Source organism: Streptomyces sp. NPDC041940 (assembly GCF_055589465.1).
The window spans coordinates 640,115-661,154 of record NZ_JBVJBP010000001.1 but is presented as its reverse complement, the minus strand read 5'-3'; the positions used below and the strand labels follow the sequence as shown (position 1 = coordinate 661,154).

Genomic DNA, 21,040 nt, shown 5'->3' with positions numbered 1-21,040 from the left:
CGGGCATCACGCGCGGACGTTACGCATCGCCCGTACGGCGCCTAGGCGCGCGAAAGCCGCTTGAGGAGCATCGCCGAGGCCACGGGCCGGGCGCCGGCCCGGGCCACCCCGTCGGCGACCTCACGGTCGGTGGACGCGACGATGACCGGCCTTCCGGGTGGTTCGGCGCGCACGAGTTGACGGATGAGCTCGTCGGCGGTGACGCCCGGCTTCGAGAACAGCACCCGAACCCCGCGCGGCGGCGCCAGCAGGACCGGCGCGGCCAGTTCGGCGCCGTCGAAGACGCATGTCACCTCGGCACCGCTCTGCGCCGCCAGTTGCGAGAGCTGCCCCAGCAGCCTGAGGCGCTGCTTCTCCAGCGGCATCTGCGGATAGCCGGTCTTGGTGACGTTGTAGCCGTCGACGACCAGATGGGCCTGCGGCAGCGCCAGCAGCTGGTCGAGGACCTGCGGGTCGTCGTCGGAGAGCGCGCGGGCGGCGATGTCCTTCGGGGTCATCCGGCCCGGCTCGACGGCGTCCACGGTCTCGGCGGGTCGCACCGACACCGGCGGCAGGGCCAGTTCGCGCCGGAGACCCTGGGTGGCGTCCAGCAGGGTGTCCAGCAGCAGCCGCACCCGCATGTCCTCGACGCTGCGGCCTTCGCGGGCCGCCCGGCGCGTGGCCTCCAGGGCCGCCTCGGTCTCCCCCAGCCGGGCCTTGAGCCGCCGGGTCTCGCTCTCGGCGGCGGACACCTGGGCGTGCCCCTCGGCACGCAGGGCCTCCATCTCGCCGTGCGCCTTGCGCAGGGCGGCCTCGCCGCGCTTGACGTCACTCAGGGCGGCCCGGAGCTTGCGGTGCAGCGACTCGGACTCCCTCTTGGCCGAATCCAGCTCCGTGCGCAGCCGCTCGGTCTCGGCCCGGGTGTGGTCACGGGCCCGGGCCAGCTCGTCGCGCAGCCGCTCCAGCTCGGCCCGGCTCTCCTCCTCGGCGCGCTCGGCGTCGGCCCGCTGGGCCTCCTCGCCGGCGGCGGTCACCAGCTTCACCCAGTCGGTCGGCCGCAGTACGTAGGCCGCGGCCGCCACGTCGAGCGGGTCCGCGGCCGGGGGCGGGGAGCCTGAGTCGAGGGCGCCGGCCAGTTCCGGCTGGGCCTCTCTGAGCTTCTCCCCGATGCGCTGCCGGAAGAGCGGGTCGGTCTCCAGCGCCGAGGCCATGGCGCTGCCGGCGAACTTGGCCCTGCGGTTCGGGGCGAACCGGGCGTACTGCCTGAGCTGTGCGGGCAGCTCGCCGACCGTCAGCGCTCCGAAGCCGTCGGAGACGATCTGCACGACCTTGCGGCGCACGCCGTCGGGCAGCGGACGGTCGAGCACCTCGGCGGCGCCGTCGCCCGGCCCCCCGCCTGTGGTCTCCACCATCCGTCACACCCCAATGCCTGTGCGGGCCCGCTCCCCTCAGGAGCCGGCGCCCGGCCTGTCCACGAGTTCCACCTGGTCCACCGCGTTGCACCAGCGGCAGCGCACCGACTCGATGGTCTCACTGAGCACCTCGCGCTCCTCGACCTTCGCCTCTCCGGCAAGGTCGAGGTGGACGTACTCGACGACCTTCGACGAGCGGGTCACGTCGAAGCGCGTGAGGTTGCCGCAGAGGGTGCAGCGCCACCGCGTCTCGGCGGTCGGCAGGGGAACCGTCATCGTGGCCTGTTCTCTTTCCTTCTAGTGTCCGTGACGCCACCGGCTTCCCCGGTGCGTGTGGCTCGTAACCCTACGGCCTGCAAGGTCCTCGTCGCCTGCGTGTCCACGGCGGCGAGGCGGTCTGTGCGGTTGCGTCCGGTTACGTCATGCTCTGTAGCCATGATCAGCAAGTGGAGCGCGTCGATCGGCCGGGTGAGCGGATCGATCAGGGGCTCGTCGGCGCCGGTGACGTACGCACTGATCGCCCTGTGCTGCACGGTCTTCCTGGCCGGACCCGCCTCGGGCATCGGTCCGGCGTACGGCTCGGGCGACGATCTGCTCGCCGCGCAGCGGGCCTACTTCCGGCACTGGGGCGTGATTCCCGCAGAACTGTTCGAAGGATCCCCCGGGTCGGCCCTCACCCCGGCGACAGCGCTCTTCGTCCACGGCACCTGGGTGCACCTGCTCGGCAACATGCTCTTCCTCTACGTCTTCGGGGCGATGACCGAGGAACGGATGGGGCGGGTGCAGTTCACCCTGTTCTACCTCGGCTGCGGCTACCTGGCCCTGCTCGGGTACGCCGTCGCCAACGCGGACTCCGAGCAGCCCCTGGTCGGGGCCTCCGGGGCGATCTCGGCGGTCCTCGGCGCGTTCCTGTACCTGTTTCCCCGTGCCCGGGTGACCAGTCTCCTGCCGTTCCTCTTCTTCCTGCCGGTGCGCTTCCCGGCCTGGGTCGTGCTGCCGTTCTGGGCGGCACTGCAGTGGCTGGCCGCGGGACGGGCCTCGGACGGGCCCGGGGTGGCCTACCTCGCCCACCTGATCGGCTTCGGTCTGGGCTTCTGCTACGCCTCGGTCCGCTACGGCCGTCCCACCGGCCCCACTAGAGTGAAGACCGCCCCAGCTCCGGCCCCCGAGGGAGAGAACCAGCCGTGATCACCGCGATCGTCCTCATCAAGACCAGCGTGGACCGGATCCCCGAGATCGCGGAGTCGATCGCGGCGCTGGAGAGCGTCAGCGAGGTCTTCTCCGTCACCGGTACCTACGACCTCATCGCGATGGTCCGGGTGAAGCAGCACGAGGACCTCGCCGAGGTCATCCCCGGCCGGATCAGCAAGATCCCCGGCGTCGAGGGCACGGACACGCACGTGGCGTTCCGTACGTACTCGCAGCACGACCTGGAGGCCGCGTTCTCGATCGGGCTGGACAACTAGAGCGGGCCGGCTCGCCGGGCTCCGGATGAAGAGCTCTTCATCCGGGGTTCATCGTGCTCTGGCTGCTGCTCGTGATGGCGGTCGCGCTCGCCTCGGTGACCATGGCCACCCGTTCACCGACGCGAACCAGCTGCTGACGGTGTTCCTGGAACGGCAGTACCCCGACGCGGACGAGGAGGGCCGGGAACTGCCGTACGGAGGAGCCGCGTTGGCGCGCCCGGCCGGCCCGCGCCGACCTGGTCGTCACCGCCGAGGGCGCCCTGGACCACCAGACACCGCGCGGCAAGGTCCCGGCCGAGGTGGCCCGCCGGGCCAAGCCCCACGGCCGCCCTGTCCTGGCCCTGGCGGAGGCCCTGGCGCGGGCCTCCGAACTCCTCACGGACGCGACCGAACGCGCCCTGCGGATGATCCTGCCGGGCGCCCGGCTACCGGCTCACGCGGAGGTGTCCGGGACGCAACGGCCGTCCTCCGTGCGGTAGTTCCACCGCGCACCGTCCTGGACCAGCTCCTTGACCGCGCCGACGAACCGCTCGACGTGCTCGTCGGGCGTGCCCGCGCCGAAACTCACCCGGATGGCGTTGAGGGACTTCTCGCCGGGAGCCGCCTCCGGTGCGCCGCACTCGCCCTGGGTCTGCGGGTCGCTGCCCAGCAGGGTCCGCAGGAGCGGGTGCGCGCAGAACAGCCCGTCCCGCACCCCGATGCCGTACTCGGCGGAGAGGGCGGCGGCGAAGTGGGAGCTGTTCCAGCCCTCGACGACGAAGGAGATGACGCCGACGCGCGGGGCATCGTCGCCGAAGAGGGAGAGGATCCGGACCTCCGGCACCTCGGCGAGACCGGTACGCACCTTCTCGATCAGGTACTGCTCGCGCGCGACCAGGTTGTCGAACCCGGCCTCGGTGAGCGCCGCGCAGGCGGAGGCGATGGAGTAGGCGCCGATGACGTTCGGGGAGCCGGCCTCGTGCCGGGCGGCACTCTCGTGCCACTCCACGTCGACGCCGCCGTCCGTACGCCGCGCCACCTTCCGCGAGGCACCGCCGCCCGCGAGGTAGGGGTCCGCCGCACGCAGCCAGTCGGCCCGGCCGGCCAGGACGCCGGAGCCGAAGGGCGCGTACAGCTTGTGCCCGGAGAAGGCGACCCAGTCGACGTCGAGGTCCGCGACGGACACCGGGTGGTGCGGGGCCAGCTGGGCGGCGTCCAGCACGATCCGGGCGCCATGGGCGTGCGCGGCCGCCGCCAGCTCCCGTACGGGCCACAGCTCGCCGGTGACGTTCGAGGCGCCGGTGACGCAGACGAGGGCAGGCCCGTGCGGGTCGCGGTCGGCGAGGGCGCGCTCCAGGATCTCGACGGCCTGCCGCGGGCTGCTCGGGGCGTCCAGGTAGGTGACGTGGGCGTTCCGCCACGGCAGCAGGGAGGCGTGGTGCTCGGTCTCGAAGACGAAGACCTGGCAGCCGTCCGGGAGCGCGGCGGCGAGGAGGTTCAGGGAGTCGGTGGTGGACCGGGTGAACACCACCTGGTCGCCCTCCCGGCAGCCGAGGAACTCCGCGACGGTCCGCCGGGCGTTCTCGAAGAGGTCGGTCGACAGCTGGGACAGGTACCCGGCACCGCGGTGGACGCTGCCGTAGTACGGCGCGTAGGCGGCGACGTCGTCCCAGACACGCTGGAGCGCCGGGGCGCTGGCGGCGTAGTCGAGCGCGGCGTAGGTGACCTCGCCGCCGGTCACGAGCGGGACGGTGACATCCCGGCCGAGAACGGGCAGCGAGGCACAAACGGACGGGGCGGCGGCAGCGGTGGAGACAGACATGGCGGAACTCCCGTGAAGGCAGGTGGAATCCGCCCGCGAGCACGTACGGCTCAAGCGGGGGTGAAGGAAGAAGGGGGTGCGGAGGCGGGGCTCTGCGGCCCTATCGCATTCGCTGGTTCACGAGAAGCTCCTCGTCACGCGCTTGCCACAGACCTCGCTGCCTGCGGCCTGGTCTTCACCCGGGGCACCCCGCCACGGACGGAGGGTTGCCGGACAGTCGGCCGGGGCCTCATGACTGTCACTCATGACCTGATCAGGAACGTACGGGAAAAGATCGGCGTCCCGCAACCCGAGTCCGGATCGCGGGACGCCGTAGGGGATCAGCTACGCGTTGCTCGCGGCCACCCAGCGCTCCAGGGTCCGCTTCGCCGCCCCCGAGTCGATCGACTCCGCCGCTTTCGCCATCCCGGCACGGACCTGGTCGGCCAGGGGCGCCGCCGTCGGCTCCAGGGCCACCAGCGCCGCCGCCGAGTTCAGCACCACGGCGTCCCGCACCGGCCCGGTCTCTCCCTCCAGCAGCCGTCGCGCGACCTCCGCGTTGTAGGAGGCGTCCGCGCCGCGCAGGGCCTCCACGGGGACCAGTTCGAGGCCCACGTCACGCGGGTCGAAGGGCTCCTCGGTGACCGTGCCGTCCCGGACGATCCACACCCGGGAGGTGGCCGTGGTGGTCAGCTCGTCCAGGCCGTCGTCGCCCCGGAAGACCAGGGACGAGTTGCCGCGCTCGGCGAAGACGCCCGCGACGATCGGCGCCATGCGCGGGTCCGCCACACCGACGGCCTGGGACCGCACCCGGGCCGGGTTGGTCAGCGGGCCGAGCGCGTTGAACACCGTACGGATGCCCAGCTGGCCGCGTGCCGCGCCCGCGTGGCGCAGGGCCGGGTGGAACTTCACCGCGAAGCAGAAGGTGATCCCGGCCTCCTCGGCGACCTCTGCGACCCGGTGCAGCGGCAGCTCCAGATTGACCCCGAGCTTCTCCAGCACGTCGGAGGCCCCGGACGCCGAGGACGCGGCCCGGTTGCCGTGCTTGACGACCTTGGCGCCCGTGCCGGCGACGACGATCGAGGACATCGTGGAGATGTTGACCGTCTTGGCGCCGTCACCGCCCGTGCCGACGATGTCGACCGTCGCCCCGGGTACCTCGATCACGTTGGCGTGCGCGTACATCGTCCGGACGAGGCCGTTGATCTCCTCGACGGTCTCGCCCTTGGCCCGCAGGGCCACCACGAAGCCCGCGATCTGCGCCTCGGTCGCCTCGCCGCGCATGATCAGGTCCATCGCCCAGGCGGTGTCGTCCGCGCTCAGGTGCCTGCCGTCCAGCAGGCCGTTCAGCAGGGCGGGCCAGGAGCGGCCCGCCGCGGTGTCGCCTCCAGCGGGGGTCACAGCGCTCATCAGCCGCTCCTGGGTCCTCGTACGTCACGTAAAAGCAGTGGTCCCACCCTATCCAGCCCCGGGCACCACGAAGGGCCCCGTCCGAACACCGGACGAGGCCCTTCTGTGGCGTGGCGAAACAGCGATCAGTGGTGGCCGTGGCCGCTCGTGATCTCCCGGTACTCCTCGGCGGTGGGCTTGGGGATCTGGGCGCCCTCACCGAAGTAGGAGTCGCTGAGCTTGGCGCGCAGCTTCTCGGAGCCCTTCACCTTGCGCTCGACACCGTTCTCGTCGGTCGTCGGACCGATCTCGGCCGGCTGGTACTGCTCGTGCGCGGTGAGCGTGTACATCTGCTCCTGGCTGAGCGGCTCGTGCACCTCGATGAACTCACCGTGCGGCAGGCGCTTGATGATGCCCGACTCGCGGCCGTGCAGCACCTTCTCCTTGTCCCGGCGCTGCAGGCCGAGGCAGATGCGCTTGGTGACGATGAACGCGAGGACCGGTCCCAGGAAGAACCCGATCCGGACGAACCAGGTGACCGCGTTGATCGACAGATGGAAGTGCGTGGCGACGATGTCGTTGCCACCGCCGATCAGCATGATGATGTAGCCGGTGACCCACGCGACACCGACACCGGTGCGGGTCGGGGCGTTGCGCGGCCGGTCCAGGATGTGGTGCTCGCGCTTGTCCCCGGTGACCCACGACTCGATGAACGGGTAGAGGGCGATGATCCCGAGGAAGACACCGAAGAGCACCAGCGGGATGAACACGCCCAGGACGAGCGTGTGGCCCCAGAAGTTGACCTCCCAGCCCGGCATCGCGCGGATCAGACCCTCGGCGAAGCCCATGTACCAGTCGGGCTGGGCACCGGTCGACACCTGGTCGGGACGGTAGGGGCCCAGGACCCAGATCGGGTTGATCGTCGCGATGCCGGCGAGGGCCGCGATGACACCGAAGACCAGGAAGAAGAAGCCTCCGGCCTTGGCCATGTAGACCGGCAGCAGCGGCATGCCGACGACGTTCTTGTTGGTCCGGCCGGGACCCGCGAACTGGGTGTGCTTGTGGTAGAAGACCAGGATCAGGTGGCCGACCACGAGCCCGAGCATGATGCCCGGCAGCAGCAGGATGTGGATCGAGTAGAACCGGGCGACGAAGTCGGTACCCGGGAACTCCCCGCCGAACAGGAACATCGAGATGTACGTGCCCACGATCGGCACGGACAGGATCGCGCCCTGTGTGAAGCGGACACCGGTTCCGGAGAGCAGGTCGTCCGGGAGCGAGTAGCCGGTGAAGCCGGTGAACATGCCCAGGACGAACAGCAGGAAGCCGAACATCCAGTTGATCTCGCGCGGCTTGCGGAACGCGCCGGTGAAGAAGACGCGCATCATGTGCACGAACATGCCGGCGAGGAAGATGATCGCCGCCCAGTGGTGGATCTGCCGGATCAGCAGACCGCCGCGGACGTCGAAGCTGATGTCCAGGGTGGAGGCGAACGCCTCCGACATCAGCTGCCCCTGGAGCGGGACGTAACTGCCGTGGTACTCCACCTCGTTCATCGACGGGTGGAAGAACAGCGTCAGGTACACACCCGTGAGGATGATGATGATGAAGCTGTAGAGGCAGATCTCGCCCAGCATGAAGGACCAGTGGTCCGGGAAGATCTTGCGCATGTTGGCCTTGGCCAGGGAGTAGATCCCGAGGCGGCCGTCGGCCCAGTCGGCGACCCGCTCACCGGCGGGCGCCTTGCGGCGTTCTTGTGCAGTGCTCATCCGCGCTCCCAGAAAGCAGGGCCGACGGGCTCGTCGAAGTCGCCGAGCGCCTCGAGATAGCCCTCGTCGTTCACGCCGATGCGGAGCTGCGGCAGGGCGTGACCGGCCGGACCGAAGATCACTCGGGCACCGTCGGAGAGGTCGAAGGTGGACTGGTGGCAGGGGCAGAGCACGTGGTGCGTCTGCTGCTCGTACAGGGAGATCGGGCAACCGACGTGGGTGCAGATCTTCGAGTACGCGACGATGCCCTCGTGCGACCACTCGAGCTCGCGCTTGTCCTTGATGTTCTCCGGCTGGATCCGGACGATCATCAGGGCGGCCTTGGCGATCTCGTTCTGGAAGTCGTGGTCGTGCTCCTCCAGGCCCTCGGGCTTGGCGAAGGTCAGCGAACCGACCGCGACGTCCGAGGGACGCAGCGGCTCGTCCGTGTTCATGTTGACGAGCAGCTTGCCCTTGGACCACAGCGTGTGGCGGAGCTTGGTGCCGGGCAGCGGCCCGAGGTCGCGCAGCAGCACGACTCCGGAGAGCGGCACCAGCGTGAGCGCGCCGAGCATGGTGTTGCGGATCAGCTTGCGGCGGCCGAGCGCGGACTCCTTGGCGCCCTGCTTGAAGTCCGCGAAGACCTTCTCGCGGACCTCGGGCGTCGCCGCGATCGCGTGCCGCTCGTCGGCGACCTCCACGTCGGACATCAGGGTGCGCGCCCAGTGGACGGCGCCCGCGCCGATGCAGAACAGCGCGATGCCGAGCGTCATGCCCAGCGCGAAGTTCAGGGCGCTGATGTGACCCAGCGGGAAGATGAAGACCGACTTGTCGACCGGGATCGCCACGAACGCGGCGATGAAGGCGACGGTGGCCAGCATCGACACCGTGAACAGCAGGGCGACCGTACGCTCGGACCGCTTGGCGGCCCGCTCGTCGACGTCCTGGACCCGGTGCTCGTGGGGAGGCAGGCCCGGGTCGGCGAACGGGTGCTTGTCGTCCGGGACGCTCACCGCGTCGTGCCCGTGCTCGTCACGTCCCGCGTGCTCGGCGGGCAGGTTCTCTTCTGGAATGTCTTGGCTACTCATGACTTCTTGGCCTTTGCGGTCCGGGCGGCGACCCACACGGCGACGGCGATCAGTCCGCCGAGACCGAAGATCCAGCCGAACAGGCCCTCGCTGACCGGCCCGAGGCCGCCGAGCTCGAGGCCGCCGGGGCTCTCGGTCTTGTCGCTGTTGACCGCGTCGAGGTAAGCGATGATGTCCTTCTTGTTCTTCTCCGACAGCGTGGTGTCGGGGAAGGACGGCATGTTCTGCGGGCCGGTCTGCATGGCCTCGTAGAGGTGCTTCGCGGAGACGCCCTCGAGGGTCGGCGCGTACTTGCCGTGCGTCAGCGCACCGCCCTTGCCGGTGAAGTTGTGGCACTGCGCGCAGTTGGTGCGGAACAGCTCACCGCCCTTGGCGATGTCGGCGCCCTCGGGGCCGTACTGCTCCTCCGTCGGGACGGACGGACCGGCGCCCAGCGAGGCGATGTACGCCGCGAGCTGGTCGATCTCGGCCTGCGAGTAGATGTTCTTCTTCGCCGGGACCTGCGGGCCCTGCGAGGTGGCGGCCGGCATGCGACCGGTGCCCACCTGGAAGTCGACGGCCGCGGCGCCCACACCCACCAGGCTCGGCCCGTCGGAGGTGCCCTGACCGCCGGTGCCGTGGCAACTGGCGCAGCCGACGGCGTAGAGCTTCTTGCCCTCCTCGATGGTGAGGGACTGGGCGGTTTCGTCGGCCTTCGCCGGGCTCGTCGGTGCGAACACGGCATACAGCCCCCCGGTGCATGCCAGCGCGAGGAGTAGGACGACGAGCGCCGCCAGCGGGTGGCGTCGTCGTGCGGAGAGCTTTTTCACGGATTACCCCGGTGTCAGGATCTTCTGCGTCGATGCTTCTGGGATGCGCGCTTCGTCGAGCACGCGTGGATGCGGGCCTGCTACTTGATCATGTAGATCGTCGCGAAGAGGCCGATCCAGACGACATCGACGAAGTGCCAGTAGTAGGACACGACGATCGCGGCGGTCGCCTGCTCGTGGGTGAACCGGCTGGCCGCGTAGGTCCGGCCCAGGACCAGCAGGAAGGCGATGAGACCGCCCGTCACGTGCAGGCCGTGGAAGCCGGTGGTCAGGTAGAACACCGAGCCGTAGGGGTCGGAGGAGAGGGACAGGCCCGCTTCCTTGACCAGCTCCGTGTATTCGAGGACCTGGCCGCCGATGAAGATCGCACCCATCACGAACGTGACGATGAACCACATCCGGAGCTTCTTCACGTCACCTCGCTCGGCGGCGAAGACGCCGAGCTGGCAGGTGAGCGAGGAGAGCACCAGGATGGTGGTGTTCGCCGCCGAGAACGGGAAGTTGAGATGGCCGGCCATCTCCTTCCAGTGATCGGGACCCGTCACCGATCGCAGGGTGAAGTACATCGCGAAGAGGGCCGCGAAGAACATCAGCTCGGAACTCAACCAGATGATGGTTCCGACGCTGGTGAGGTTCGGCCGGTTGACCGACGGGTGCGCGTGCCCGGTTTCTGCTGTCGTTGCTGTCGCCACGACCGACATTATGTCGGTCGCTTATCCCGCCCTCACTCCGGGGGGTACCGTTCGGAGTGTCTCTGCCTGTCGTACCGGTGTTGACGTGGGTTTCAAGGGAGTAGCATCCCGCCCATCGGGCCTGTCCTTACGACGCTGACGTCACGGAGGAACAATGCAGCCGACCGCCACGGTGCTGGTCTACAGCGACGACTCCAACACCCGCGAGCAGGTGCGGCTCGCCACGGGACGGCGGCCGGCGCCGGACGTCCCCGTGGTGGAGTTTCTGGAGTGCGCTACTCCGGCCGCGGTGCTCAAGGAGCTGGACCGGGGCGGGATCGATGTCTGTGTGCTGGACGGTGAGGCCGTGCCGATGGGGGGCATGGGGCTCTGCCGGCAGATCAAGGACGAGGTGTTCGACTGCCCGCCGGTGCTGCTGCTGATCGGGCGGCCGCAGGATGCGTGGCTGGCGACGTGGAGTCGTGCGGAGTCGGCGGTGACCTTGCCGGTGGAGCCGGTGGAGTTCGCCGCGGCCCTGGCTTCCCTGTTGCGGGACAAGGCGGCTTTGAACGCCTAGGGGCTCGGTTCGACCGGTTGTGTGGCGGGTGCGGGTTGTCTGTGGCTTGTCGCGCAGTTCCCCGCGCCCCTTCAGGTCAGACGCTCTGGGGGCGTAGGCGGGCGCTGTCTGCCGCCGAGGGGCCGTCCGGGGTGCCGCCCAGGAGGGCGCTGCCTGTGCGCCACTTCTGCCAGTCGAGGTTCCAGTCGCCGAAGCCGTTGCCGAAGGGGGCCATGGTGTCGCCGCCGGAGTTGATGACCTTGACGATGTCGCCCTCGCGTACGGTGTCGTAGAACCACGCGGCGTTCTCGGTGCTCATGCCCGTGCAGCCGTGGCTGACGTTGGCGGCTCCCTGGGAGCCGACCGACCAGGGGGCGGCGTGGACGTACTCGCCGCTGTTGGTGACGCGGACGGAGTGGTGGACGATCAGGTCGTAGAAGTCCGAGGCGCCGATGCTGGCGCTGGTCATGCGGACGGTGCCTTCCTTGGCCAGGACGACCTTGACGCCGTTGCGGGTGTCGTAGCCCGGCATACCCGTGGTCACCGGTATCTGGCGGATGATGTCGTCGTTCTTGTAGACCGTCATCTGGTGGGCCGAGGCGTCCGTGACGGCTATGAGCTTGTCGGCGGTGCTGATCGTCAGCGGCTTGGCCTTGCCGCCGCCCCAGAGGCGGTCGCCGATCTTGATGCCCTCCAGGTTGCTGCGGACCTGGACGGTGGCCTGGGCGGGCCAGTAGTCCTTGGGGCGGTAGTGGAGCTTCTTGTCGTCCACCCAGTGCCAGGCGCCGTCCACCGCGGGCATGGAGGAGACCTTGAGCGCGCGTTCGACGACGGCCCGCTGGGCCGGGTCCTTGACGGGCCGGCTCAGCTCGGCGGTGACGGGCTGGCCGACGCCGTAGGTGCCCGCCTTGGGGCCGAAGGCGACGTCCAGGCGCTTCTTGGTGGTGGGCTTGCCGGTGTCGAAGGTGAGGACCTTGCGGCCGGGCGCCCCGTCCTCGTCCTCGGTGCTCACCCGGACGGTGTAGCCGGCGTTGGCGGCGAGCGGTGCGGTGCTGTGCCAGCGGCTGCCGTCGGCGGCGAGTTCGCCCGCCAGGTGGCGTCCGGCGGCGTCGTAGGCCGTGACGTCCGTGATGCGCCCGTCGGAGTCCTCGGCGACCACTTCCAGGGGCTTGTCCGGGTCGGCCTTCTCGCGGCCCTCGGAGGGGCCGTTGAAGGAGATCTGGTCCGCCGCGTCGTAGGGGCGGTGGGCGAGGGGGTTGCCGTCCGAGCCGCAGGCGGTGATGACGCCCGCGCTGAGGGCTATCACCAGCAGCGTGCAACTGACGACGGTGCGGGGCCGGGATATCGCTGTGTGGCTCATGACCTCACGCTAGGAAGGCCCGTCAACAGCGGCACGCCGAGAGACTCGTACGGGTGACAGATATTGCGGCAGAAAGACGGCACAAAGCAGGGGCCCGGACGCTCCTCTCGGAGTGTCCGGGCCCCTGAAGCGCTCGGCGCGTACTACTGGGTGCGGTTCTCACCGCGGTAGTACTCGAAGACCCAGCCCCAGATGCCGATCAGGATGATCGGCAGCGAGAAGTACATCAGCCACCAGCCGATGGCGACCGACAGGAAGGCGCAGGCGCCGCCGATGGCCAGCGAGAGCGGCTGCCAGCTGTGCGGGCTGAAGAACCCGACCTCGCCGGCGTCGTCCGCGACGTCCGCCTCCTTGTTGTCCTGCGCGCCCACGTCGACCCGCTTGGCCGTGAAGCCGAGGTAGAAGCCGATCATGATGCACAGGCCGAAGGTCAGGAAGAGGGCCGTGGTGCCGGCTGGCTCCTTCGACCACACGCCATAGACGACCGCCATGACGAGGACGAAGAAGCTCAGCCACATGAACATCTTGCCCTGAATCTTCACTTGCCGGCCTCCTTGCCGCCGGCGAGGGCCTTCTCGCCGTGCCCCGCGTTCTCGAGCTGGTCGAGAGCGGCGATCTCCGGGTGGTGCAGGTCGAACGCCGGGGATTCACTGCGGATCCGCGGCATGGTGATGAAGTTGTGCCGCGGCGGCGGGCAGGAGGTGGCCCACTCCAGGGAGCGGCCGTAGCCCCACGGGTCGTCGACCTCGACCGGCTTGCCGTACTTGGCCGTCTTCCACACGTTGTAGAAGAACGGCAGGATCGACATGCCGAGCAGGAACGAGCTGATCGTCGAGATCGTGTTCAGCGCGGTGAAGCCGTCGGCCGCGAGGTAGTCCGCGTAACGACGCGGCATGCCCTCGGCACCCAGCCAGTGCTGGACCAGGAACGTGCCGTGGAAGCCGATGAACAGCGTCCAGAAGGTGATCTTGCCGAGGCGCTCGTCCAGCATCTTGCCGGTCCACTTCGGCCACCAGAAGTGGAAGCCGGAGAACATCGCGAACACCACGGTGCCGAAGACGACGTAGTGGAAGTGCGCGACCACGAAGTACGAGTCGGAGACGTGGAAGTCCATCGGCGGCGAGGCCAGGATGACACCGGTCAGACCACCGAAGGTGAAGGTGATCAGGAAGCCGGTCGCCCAGAGCATCGGTGTCTCGAAGGACAACGAGCCCTTCCACATCGTTCCGATCCAGTTGAAGAACTTCACGCCTGTGGGTACGGCGATGAGGAACGTCATGAAGGAGAAGAACGGCAGCAGCACACCGCCGGTGACGTACATGTGGTGCGCCCACACCGTCACGGACAGGCCCGCGATCGCGATGGTCGCGCTGATCAGACCCGTGTAACCGAACATCGGCTTGCGGGAGAAGACCGGGATGACCTCGGAGATGATGCCGAAGAACGGCAGCGCGATGATGTACACCTCTGGATGGCCGAAGAACCAGAAGAGGTGCTGCCACAGCAACGCGCCGCCGTTGGCGGAGTCGAAGATGTGGGCGCCGAACTTGCGGTCCGCCTCCAGGGCGAACAGCGCGGCCGCGAGGACCGGGAAGGCGAGCAGGACCAGCACACCGGTCAGCAGCACGTTCCACACGAAGATCGGCATGCGGAACATCGTCATGCCGGGGGCGCGCATGCAGATGATCGTGGTGATGAAGTTGACCGAGCCGAGGATGGTGCCGAAGCCGGAGAAGGCCAGACCCATGATCCACATGTCGGCGCCGATGCCCGGGCTGCGGACCGCGTCCGAGAGCGGGCTGTAGGCGAACCAGCCGAAGTCGGCCGCGCCCTGCGGGGTGAGGAAGCCACCGACCGCGATGAGCGAGCCGAAGAGGTACAGCCAGTAGGCGAACATGTTCAGCCGCGGGAACGCCACGTCGGGCGCGCCGATCTGCAGCGGCATGATCCAGTTCGCGAAGCCGGCGAACAGCGGCGTCGCGAACATCAGCAGCATGATCGTGCCGTGCATCGTGAACGCCTGGTTGAACTGCTCGTTCGACATGATCTGCAGACCCGGCCGGGCCAGCTCGGCGCGCATGAAGAGCGCCATCACGCCACCGATGACGAAGAAGGCGAACGATGTAATGAGGTACATCGTGCCGATCGTCTTGTGGTCCGTCGTCGTCAGCCACTTGACCACGACACTGCCGCGGTTCTGGCGCCTGACCGGCAACTCGTCCGCATAGTGGGACCCTGCTGCCGCGGCACCCTGGGGTTCGTTGAGGATGCTCACAGGTTGTTCGTCTCCCGGTTCTTCTCGTGGCTCGTCTGCGCGATGCCGGCAGGAACGTAACCGTTCTGCTGCTTGTCCACGAGGTCCTTGAGGTGCTGCTCGTAGCGCTCGGGGGAGACGACCTTCACGTTGAACAGCATCCGAGAGTGGTCGACGCCGCAGAGCTCGGCGCACTTGCCCAGGAAGGTGCCCTCCTTGTTGGGGGTCACCTCGAAGGCGTTGGTGTGGCCCGGGATGACGTCCTGCTTCATCAGGAACGGCACCACCCAGAAGGAGTGGATGACGTCACGCGAGGTCAGCACGAAGCGGACCGTCTTGCCCTTGGGCAGCCAGAGCGTCGGACCGGGGTTGTTGGTCTGCGGGTTCCGCGTACCGGGGGTACCGCAGTCGTAGGCACCGCCCGCGTTGTCCGGGAACGCCTTCTTGAAGCGGTCCGGGATCGCGTCCAGGTCCTTGGAGGTCTTGGCGTCACCGGTGGAACCCGCGACGGGCTCGATGTAGTTGAAGCACCAGCTCCACTGGAAGCCGACCACGTTGACCGTGACGTCGGGCTTCTTCTTGAGGCTGAGCAGCTCGGACTCGTCACGGGCGGTGAAGTAGAACAGCACCGAGACGATGATGAGCGGGACCACGGTGTACAGCGCCTCGATGGGCATGTTGTACCGGGTCTGTGGGGGAACTTCGACCTTGGTGCGGCTGCGCCGGTGGAAGAACGCACTCCACAGGATCAGACCCCACACCAGCACGCCAACGGCGAGGGCGGCCGCCCAGGACCCCTGCCACAGGGAGAGGATCCGCGGAGCCTCTTCCGTGGTCGGGGTGGGCATACCAAGGCGGGGGAAGTCTTCCCAGTTGTACGAGCAACCGGTGGCTGTCGCCAGGACCAGGCCCGCGGTCATGCCTTGCAGCAGCTTCCGCCGCATCGGGCGCCGCGGCGAGCGGTCGGAGCCGTTGGGACTCACGTAGCGCCTTCCCGAGAGTCTCGCCCGCGCGGATCGGCTGCGGCCTGGCCTTCTCGCTGGTCGGTCGCCGCCCTGCGTCGGGCAGGGGTTTGGATGTTTATGCGGACCAAACCCTAGCCGACGCCTTCCGGGGGTTCTCTAGGAGGGGTGCCTACTCACCCGAGGGGTTCGCTGAATTGGCGGCTGCGGGTGGTTTGTGGCTCTTCGCGCAGTTCCCCGCGCCCCTGAGGGACGTCTGCGCGCTGGGCGTTCTAGCGTTGACGTGTGGCCTACTTCGATGCTGCTTCCGCTGCTCCGCTTCATTCTGTTGCCCGGCAGGCTCTGCTGGCCTCCCTCGATGAGGGGTGGGCGGATCCCGCGCGGCTGTACAGGGAAGGGCGGCGGGCTCGGATGCTGGTGGACGCCGCCCGGGAGGCCGCTGCCGAGGCGGTGGGGTGCCGGGCGGACGAGCTGGTGTTCACGTCGTCCGGAACGCGTGCCGTGCATGCGGGGGTTGCGGGGGCGCTGGCCGGGCGGCGGCGGATCGGGGGCCACCTGATCGTGTCAGCGGTCGAACATTCTTCGGTACTCCATTCGGCCGAGGTGCACGAGGCAGGCGGCGGCTCCGTCACCCAGGTGCCGGTCGACCGGGGCGGGGCGGTGGATCCGGCGGCGTACGGCGATGCCCTGCGCGGGGACACGGCGCTGGCCTGCCTCCAGTCGGCCAATCACGAGGTGGGGACGGAGCAGCCCGTGGCGGCGGTGGCCGAGCGGTGCCGGGAGGCCGGGGTGCCGCTGCTGGTGGATGCCGCGCAGTCGCTCGGCTGGGGGCCGGTGGACGGGGACTGGTCGCTGCTGACGGCCAGTGCGCACAAGTGGGGCGGGCCGTCCGGGGTCGGGCTGCTCGTGGTGCGGAAGGGGGTGCGGTTCTCGGCGCAAGGGCCGGTGGACGAGCGGGAGTCGGGGCGGGCGGCCGGTTTCGAGAACATCCCGGCGATCGTGGCCGCGGCGGCGTCGCTGCGGGCCGTGCGCGCGGAGGCGGCCGGGGAAGCCGCGCGGTTGCGGGAGCTGACGGAGCGGATCCGGGCCCGGGTGCCGGGGCTGGTTCCCGATGTCGAGGTGGTCGGGGATCCGGTGCGCCGGATCCCCGGGGTCGTCACCTTCTCCTGTCTCTATGTCGACGGAGAGGCGCTGCTGCACGAGCTGGACCGGGAGGGGTTCTCGGTCTCGTCCGGATCGTCCTGCACGAGCAGCACGCTGACGCCGAGCCATGTGCTGCGGGCTATGGGCGTGCTGAGCGAGGGCAATGTGCGGGTGTCGCTGCCGCTGGGGGCGGCGGAGGAGGATGTGGAGCGCTTCCTGGAGGTGCTTCCCCGGGTGGTAGCGGGAGTGCGGGAGAAACTGGGGGCGCCGGTCGTCTCCGATGTCGCCCGCGAGGAGGACGTCCTCATCGTGGACTCCCTCGGCAAGCGCTGCCCGATTCCGGTGATCGAGCTGGCCAAGGTCATCGGTGACGTAACCGTGGGCGGTCTGGTCCGGGTCCTCTCCGATGACGAGGCGGCGCGGCTCGACATTCCCGCGTGGTGCGAGATGAGGGGCCAGGAGTACGTAGGGGAGGAGCCGGCGGACAAGGGAACGGCGTACCTGGTCCGCCGGGTGAGCTGAACGCCCTGCTTTCGGGGGCGCGGGGAGCTGCGCGACCAGCCCCCCCGACGCCCCCGCAGCCGACAACGGTCAGGCCAGATGCCCCTGAACCTCGGTCGCCGCCTCATCCCCGTACGCCTTGGTGAACCGCTCCATGAAGTGCCCGCGGAGCAACTGGTACTCCTGCGTCCCCACCGTCTCGATGACGAGAGTCGCCAGCATGCAGCCGACCTGCGCGGCCCGCTCCAGGGAGACACCCCACGCGAGGCCCGACATGAAGCCCGCGCGGAACGCGTCGCCGACGCCCGTGGGGTCGGCCTTGCGCTCCTCGTCCGGCGTGCCGACCTCGATCGGGTCCTCGCCGACCCGCTCGATACGCACGCCGCGCGCGCCGAGGGTGGTGACGCGGTGGCCGACCCTGGACAGGATCTCGGAGTCGCTCCAGCCGGTCTTGGTCTCGATGAGGCCCTTCTCGTACTCGTTGGAGAAGAGGTACGTCGCCCCGTCCAGCAGGATGCGGATCTCCTCGCCGTTCATCCGGGCGATCTGCTGGGAGAAGTCGGCGGCGAACGGGATGGACCGGGAGCGGCACTCCTCGGTGTGGCGCAGCATCGCCTCCGGGTCGTCCGCGCCGATGGAGACCAGGTCGAGTCCGCCGACCCGGTCGGCGACGGTCTTCAGCTCGATGAGGCGGGCCTCGCTCATGGCGCCCGTATAGAAGGAGCCGATCTGGTTGTGGTCGGAGTCGGTCGTGCACACGAAGCGGGCGGTGTGCAGCGTGTCGGAGATGCGGACGGAGTCGGTGTCGACGCCGTGCCGGTCGAGCCAGGCGCGGTACTCGTCGAAGTCCGCGCCCGCGGCGCCGACCAGGATCGGCCGGGTACCGAGCTGTCCCATGCCGAACGCGATGTTCGCGGCGACGCCGCCGCGGCGGACGTCGAGCTTGTCGACCAGGAACGACAGCGAGACCGTGTGCAGCTGGTCCGCTACGAGCTGGTCGGCGAAGCGACCGGGGAAGGTCATGAGGTGGTCGGTGGCGATGGAGCCGGTGACTGCGATGCGCACGGCGTGGATTCTCCTGAGGGAGGCGGGCCTTGACACTTCACGCTATCGGGTGGGCGGGGCAGCTCTGAAGGCAACGAAACTACCCGATAGTAGATCTTTCTCCGCGAGCTCGAGCGTGCCTACGGTGCCGCTATGACGAACCTCAAGGTCCAGACACCCGTTCCGGTCGATCTCGAAGGCGATCTGGCGTCGTTGCCGGGTGACGGGGCGCGGATGGCTCCCCACTGGGCGGCTCCCGACCGGATCGCCTCCCGACCGGTCTCCCCGGCCCTGATCCATGGTGTGACGGTACCCCCGGCGTCGGCCCGGCTGCTCGACGCCATGTCGGACTACGGGGACTGAACGGGCCCCTGCGGGAACCGTGTGCTCCCCCGCTGCGTCCCATCGCTGTCCCCCGTAAAGGGGAGGCGGGATACGACCCACCAGCGCCCCATATGTGACCGGTCCGGGTCCCATGGGGCGGCTGTGCAGCCGAAGGAGCGATGCGGTGAACACCGAGCGACCCGACAACGACGACGACGCCAGGGAAGCGGGCGGCCCCGGAGCCGCCGCCGACCCTGCCCGGGACATCGGGGGCGTCTCCGACGGTGAACGGGGTTCGGCGGACGCCGAGGACGTGACCGAGGCCGCCGAATCCCGTGAGGTCGACACGCCGGGGGTCGCCGAGACGGAGCAGGGCCCCGACGCCGACGCCGACGGAGCCCCTGAGGCTCCCGAGGCGTCCGAGGGCCGTGAGTCCGAGGCCCGTGAGGACGAGCCCCGTGAGGACGACACGGCAGACGCCGGCTCGCCCCCGGCAGAAGCAGAAGGAGAGGGAGAGGCAGCAACAGAGCCAGAAGCCGCCACTGACGCGGAAGCCGGCGAAGACGCCGCCGCGACGCCGGACAATGACCTGCCCCGCAACGACGAGGACCTGGTCCACCCGGGCGGCGGGCGGCCTCGGACGCCCGCGATCATCGCCTCCGTCGCCGCCGCCGTGCTGCTGATCGGCGGGGGCGGGGCCTGGCTCGCCACGAACGTGGCCGACGGGTCCGGCGGTGGACAGACGTCCGGCGCGCCCGGCGGGGACGACACTCCCCCGCCGCTCGCGCTCGACGGGTACTCGGAATCGACCTCCGGCGAGGGCAACGGCATCGCACCCGGTGAGCCCAACCCCTACGGCCCCACCTACAAGCTCGGCGGCACGCTGCCGGACGGCCCCGGCGAAGCCCCGGTGTACCGGGCGCGGGGCGAGGTCACCAAGGAGGACGTGGCCCGGCTGGCGAAGGCCCTCGGGGTCGAGGGTTCGCCGGTGGCACAGGGCGAGGCCTGGAAGGTCGGGGCCGGTCAGGACGGTTCCGGGCCGAGCCTCCAGGTGAACAAGCAGGCGCCGGGAGCCTGGACGTTCAACCGCTATGCCCCGGGCACCGACAACTGCAAGGGCACCGACACGTGCACGGCTCCGCAGTCCGGCGGCACCCCGGTGAGCGAGGCGGAGGCCGAGAAGGCCGCCGCGCCCGTGCTGAAGGCGCTGGGTCAGGACGACGCGAAGCTCGACGCGAGCCAGGTCATGGGAGCCCAGCGGGTGGTGAACGCCGCTCCCGAGGTCGGCGGGCTGCCGACGCACGGCTGGAACACCGGGGTGACGGTCGGCTCCGAGGGCGTGGTCGTCGGCGGCAGCGGTCAGCTGAAGGTGCCGGCCAAGGGGGACACGTACCCCGTGGTCAGTGCCAAGAAGGCGCTGGAGCTGATGGAGGAGCGGCCGACGAGCGATCACCGGATGGGCATCGGCGGCTGTGCGAGCGCCGTGCCGCTGAAGGACCGGCTGGAGGAGCCCTGCGGAGCGTCGGCGAGCGGTGGTCCCGAGCAGGGGCAGGGGCAGGAGCAGGACTCGGTCACGGTCGAGAACGCGGTGTTCGGGCTGGCCTCGCACTTCGTGGACGGCCGGCAGGCGCTGGTGCCGTCCTGGCTGTTCGAGGTGACGGCGCCGGGCGCGAAGGACCCGTTCACGGTGACGTACCCGGCGGTCGACCCGAAGTATCTGACCTCTGCCCAGCCGAGCGAGCCGAGTGACAGGCCGACGTCGGCGCCCGGTCCGCGCAACGTCGAGGTGGACGGCTACCGGGCCGAGGGTGACGAGCTGACCGTGACCTTCACGGGCGGTGTGTGTGCCGACTACGACGTGAAGGCGAGCGAGAAGGGCGACGAGGTGACGGTCGAGGTGACCTCCACCGCCTGGACGGACAAGGTCTGCATCATGATCGCGAAGCAGTTCCAGGAGACCGTGCGGCTGGACGAGCCGCTGGGTGACCGTACGGTCGTGGACTCGGACGGCAAGGGCGTCCCGCTGGCCAGTGAGGGCGCACGGCTTCCGGCTCCCCCGACGCGGGAGCGGTAGGAGCGGCGCAGGTACGCAGCGCGAAGGCGGCGGCCCCGTCGGAGGGGGCCGCCGCCTTCGTCATGTCCGCTGCCGCCGATGGCGGCCCGGCAGGCTCAGCTGAAGGAGTCGCCGCAGGCGCAGGAGCCGGTCGCGTTCGGGTTGTCGATCGTGAAGCCCTGCTTCTCGATCGTGTCCACGAAGTCGATCGTGGCACCACCCAGGTACGGGGCGCTCATGCGGTCGGTGACGACCCTCACACCGCCGAAGTCCTTCAGGACGTCGCCATCGAGGGAACGCTCGTCGAAGAACAGCTGGTAGCGCAGGCCGGAGCAGCCGCCGGGCTGGACGGCGACGCGCAGCGCGAGGTCGTCGCGGCCTTCCTGGTCGAGCAGGGTCTTGACCTTGTCCGCGGCGGCGTCGGTCAGGATGATGCCGTCGCTGACGGTGGTGGTCTCGTCCGATACGGACATCTACATCTCTCCCGGGTTGTACGGAGAC

The 21,040-nt window shown here is 69.5% G+C and carries 21 protein-coding genes, 1 pseudogene and 1 riboswitch; of the genes and pseudogenes, 7 read left to right on the top strand and 15 right to left on the bottom strand.

The genetic code is table 11. The features are described 5' to 3' along the window. Positions 1-41: 41 nt before the first annotated feature. Together ACZ6I3_RS02835 and ACZ6I3_RS02830 are read right to left on the bottom strand one after the other, a co-directional pair. Positions 42-1,391 carry an NYN domain-containing protein gene (locus ACZ6I3_RS02835; RefSeq protein WP_469411058.1) on the bottom strand — a complete coding sequence of 450 codons (1,350 nt, stop codon included), beginning with the start codon at positions 1,389-1,391 and terminating at the stop codon, positions 42-44. A 36-nt stretch (positions 1,392-1,427) separates the two neighbouring features. Next, complete coding sequence (locus ACZ6I3_RS02830) at positions 1,428-1,667, bottom strand: hypothetical protein (protein ID WP_184596435.1); 240 nt, start codon at positions 1,665-1,667, stop codon at positions 1,428-1,430. 159 nt (positions 1,668-1,826) lie between these two features. On the opposite strand from ACZ6I3_RS02830, the gene ACZ6I3_RS02825 reads away from it, so the two are divergent. Both ACZ6I3_RS02825 and ACZ6I3_RS02820 read left to right on the top strand, forming a co-directional pair. Continuing rightward, positions 1,827-2,579 (top strand): rhomboid family intramembrane serine protease, encoded by a 753-nt coding sequence (locus tag ACZ6I3_RS02825; protein ID WP_469411056.1) that lies wholly within the window; start codon positions 1,827-1,829, stop codon positions 2,577-2,579. Next, on the top strand, positions 2,576-2,857 hold the full coding sequence (locus tag ACZ6I3_RS02820) for an Lrp/AsnC family transcriptional regulator (RefSeq protein ID WP_468193596.1): 282 nt from the start codon (positions 2,576-2,578) through the stop codon (positions 2,855-2,857). Before ACZ6I3_RS02825 ends, ACZ6I3_RS02820 begins: the two co-directional genes overlap by 4 nt. 37 nt (positions 2,858-2,894) lie before the next feature. On the opposite strand, the gene ACZ6I3_RS02815 is transcribed toward ACZ6I3_RS02820, so the two are convergent. Next, a complete protein-coding gene (locus ACZ6I3_RS02815) occupies positions 2,895-3,104 on the bottom strand; it encodes a hypothetical protein (protein ID WP_469411054.1) in 210 nt (69 codons plus the stop codon). On the opposite strand from ACZ6I3_RS02815, the pseudogene ACZ6I3_RS02810 reads away from it, so the two are divergent. Then, a pseudogene (locus ACZ6I3_RS02810) lies at positions 3,073-3,336 on the top strand (glycerate kinase); the annotation flags it as partial. The gene ACZ6I3_RS02815 and the pseudogene ACZ6I3_RS02810 overlap by 32 nt on opposite strands. Here ACZ6I3_RS02810 and ACZ6I3_RS02805 read toward each other — a convergent pair. The 6 genes from ACZ6I3_RS02805 to ctaE form a co-directional block, all read right to left on the bottom strand. Further along, a complete protein-coding gene (locus tag ACZ6I3_RS02805; RefSeq protein WP_469411052.1) occupies positions 3,291-4,658 on the bottom strand; it encodes an aminotransferase class V-fold PLP-dependent enzyme in 1,368 nt (455 codons plus the stop codon). The pseudogene ACZ6I3_RS02810 and the gene ACZ6I3_RS02805 sit on opposite strands and share 46 nt — an antisense overlap. Positions 4,659-4,791: 133 nt before the next feature. Then, positions 4,792-4,908, bottom strand: a riboswitch (SAM riboswitch). A 74-nt stretch (positions 4,909-4,982) separates the two neighbouring features. Further along, positions 4,983-6,047 (bottom strand): anthranilate phosphoribosyltransferase, encoded by a 1,065-nt coding sequence (gene trpD, locus ACZ6I3_RS02800; protein ID WP_469411050.1) that lies wholly within the window; start codon positions 6,045-6,047, stop codon positions 4,983-4,985. 125 nt (positions 6,048-6,172) lie between these two features. Next, positions 6,173-7,795, bottom strand: coding sequence for a cytochrome bc1 complex cytochrome b subunit (gene qcrB, locus ACZ6I3_RS02795; protein ID WP_469411049.1), 1,623 nt, complete (start codon positions 7,793-7,795; stop codon positions 6,173-6,175). Further along, entirely contained in the window at positions 7,792-8,862 is a 1,071-nt protein-coding gene (gene qcrA / locus ACZ6I3_RS02790; RefSeq protein ID WP_399020797.1) for a cytochrome bc1 complex Rieske iron-sulfur subunit, read from the bottom strand. The genes qcrB and qcrA overlap by 4 nt, the downstream gene beginning before the upstream one ends. Beyond that, positions 8,859-9,671 (bottom strand): cytochrome bc1 complex diheme cytochrome c subunit, encoded by an 813-nt coding sequence (gene qcrC, locus ACZ6I3_RS02785; protein WP_469411047.1) that lies wholly within the window; start codon positions 9,669-9,671, stop codon positions 8,859-8,861. Before qcrC ends, qcrA begins: the two co-directional genes overlap by 4 nt. An 80-nt stretch (positions 9,672-9,751) precedes the next feature. Continuing rightward, entirely contained in the window at positions 9,752-10,372 is a 621-nt protein-coding gene (ctaE, locus tag ACZ6I3_RS02780) for an aa3-type cytochrome oxidase subunit III (RefSeq protein ID WP_328338040.1), read from the bottom strand. A gap of 145 nt (positions 10,373-10,517) precedes the next feature. Here ctaE and ACZ6I3_RS02775 point away from each other — a divergent pair, with 145 nt between their 5' ends. Further along, positions 10,518-10,919 carry a response regulator gene (locus ACZ6I3_RS02775; RefSeq protein WP_469411045.1) on the top strand — a complete coding sequence of 134 codons (402 nt, stop codon included), beginning with the start codon at positions 10,518-10,520 and terminating at the stop codon, positions 10,917-10,919. 76 nt (positions 10,920-10,995) lie between these two features. Here the strand turns inward: ACZ6I3_RS02775 and ACZ6I3_RS02770 are convergent, their stop codons facing one another. From ACZ6I3_RS02770 to ctaC, 4 genes are all read right to left on the bottom strand, one after another. After that, entirely contained in the window at positions 10,996-12,258 is a 1,263-nt protein-coding gene (locus ACZ6I3_RS02770; protein WP_469411044.1) for a L,D-transpeptidase, read from the bottom strand. Between the two features lie 143 nt (positions 12,259-12,401). After that, positions 12,402-12,800, bottom strand: coding sequence for a cytochrome c oxidase subunit 4 (locus ACZ6I3_RS02765; protein ID WP_469411043.1), 399 nt, complete (start codon positions 12,798-12,800; stop codon positions 12,402-12,404). After that, the gene (gene ctaD / locus ACZ6I3_RS02760) at positions 12,797-14,533 is read right to left on the bottom strand and encodes an aa3-type cytochrome oxidase subunit I (protein WP_469411042.1); all 1,737 of its coding nucleotides are present in this window, start codon (positions 14,531-14,533) and stop codon (positions 12,797-12,799) included. The genes ACZ6I3_RS02765 and ctaD overlap by 4 nt, the downstream gene beginning before the upstream one ends. Beyond that, on the bottom strand, positions 14,530-15,495 hold the full coding sequence (gene ctaC, locus ACZ6I3_RS02755; protein ID WP_469411041.1) for an aa3-type cytochrome oxidase subunit II: 966 nt from the start codon (positions 15,493-15,495) through the stop codon (positions 14,530-14,532). Before ctaC ends, ctaD begins: the two co-directional genes overlap by 4 nt. 264 nt (positions 15,496-15,759) lie before the next feature. Between ctaC and ACZ6I3_RS02750 the strand changes: the two genes are divergently transcribed. Continuing rightward, complete coding sequence (locus tag ACZ6I3_RS02750; protein WP_469411040.1) at positions 15,760-17,139, top strand: aminotransferase class V-fold PLP-dependent enzyme; 1,380 nt, start codon at positions 15,760-15,762, stop codon at positions 17,137-17,139. 69 nt (positions 17,140-17,208) lie between these two features. Here the strand turns inward: ACZ6I3_RS02750 and ACZ6I3_RS02745 are convergent, their stop codons facing one another. Then, entirely contained in the window at positions 17,209-18,183 is a 975-nt protein-coding gene (locus ACZ6I3_RS02745; protein WP_469411039.1) for a carbohydrate kinase family protein, read from the bottom strand. A gap of 132 nt (positions 18,184-18,315) precedes the next feature. Between ACZ6I3_RS02745 and ACZ6I3_RS02740 the strand changes: the two genes are divergently transcribed. Continuing rightward, positions 18,316-18,525: a hypothetical protein gene (locus ACZ6I3_RS02740; RefSeq protein WP_193483837.1), complete on the top strand. Its 210-nt coding sequence runs from the start codon at positions 18,316-18,318 to the stop codon at positions 18,523-18,525. A gap of 145 nt (positions 18,526-18,670) precedes the next feature. Beyond that, on the top strand, positions 18,671-20,560 hold the full coding sequence (locus tag ACZ6I3_RS02735) for a hypothetical protein (RefSeq protein ID WP_469411038.1): 1,890 nt from the start codon (positions 18,671-18,673) through the stop codon (positions 20,558-20,560). Positions 20,561-20,655: 95 nt separating this feature from the next. On the opposite strand, the gene ACZ6I3_RS02730 is transcribed toward ACZ6I3_RS02735, so the two are convergent. Then, the gene (locus tag ACZ6I3_RS02730) at positions 20,656-21,012 is read right to left on the bottom strand and encodes a HesB/IscA family protein (RefSeq protein WP_469411037.1); all 357 of its coding nucleotides are present in this window, start codon (positions 21,010-21,012) and stop codon (positions 20,656-20,658) included. Positions 21,013-21,040 lie beyond the last annotated feature (28 nt).

Bases quoted from the DNA above. Each gene is read 5' to 3' on its own strand.
- qcrA (WP_399020797.1), bottom strand. From the start codon at position 8,862: ATGAGTAGCCAAGACATTCCAGAAGAGAACCTGCCCGCCGAGCACGCG.
- ACZ6I3_RS02775 (WP_469411045.1), top strand. From the start codon at position 10,518: ATGCAGCCGACCGCCACGGTGCTGGTCTACAGCGACGACTCCAACACC.
- ACZ6I3_RS02730 (WP_469411037.1), bottom strand. From the start codon at position 21,012: ATGTCCGTATCGGACGAGACCACCACCGTCAGCGACGGCATCATCCTG.
- ACZ6I3_RS02835 (WP_469411058.1), bottom strand. From the start codon at position 1,391: ATGGTGGAGACCACAGGCGGGGGGCCGGGCGACGGCGCCGCCGAGGTG.
- ACZ6I3_RS02805 (WP_469411052.1), bottom strand. From the start codon at position 4,658: ATGTCTGTCTCCACCGCTGCCGCCGCCCCGTCCGTTTGTGCCTCGCTG.
- trpD (WP_469411050.1), bottom strand. From the start codon at position 6,047: ATGAGCGCTGTGACCCCCGCTGGAGGCGACACCGCGGCGGGCCGCTCC.
- ACZ6I3_RS02740 (WP_193483837.1), top strand. From the start codon at position 18,316: ATGACGAACCTCAAGGTCCAGACACCCGTTCCGGTCGATCTCGAAGGC.
- qcrB (WP_469411049.1), bottom strand. From the start codon at position 7,795: ATGAGCACTGCACAAGAACGCCGCAAGGCGCCCGCCGGTGAGCGGGTC.
- ACZ6I3_RS02825 (WP_469411056.1), top strand. From the start codon at position 1,827: ATGATCAGCAAGTGGAGCGCGTCGATCGGCCGGGTGAGCGGATCGATC.
- ctaE (WP_328338040.1), bottom strand. From the start codon at position 10,372: ATGTCGGTCGTGGCGACAGCAACGACAGCAGAAACCGGGCACGCGCAC.
- ACZ6I3_RS02830 (WP_184596435.1), bottom strand. From the start codon at position 1,667: ATGACGGTTCCCCTGCCGACCGCCGAGACGCGGTGGCGCTGCACCCTC.
- ACZ6I3_RS02770 (WP_469411044.1), bottom strand. From the start codon at position 12,258: ATGAGCCACACAGCGATATCCCGGCCCCGCACCGTCGTCAGTTGCACG.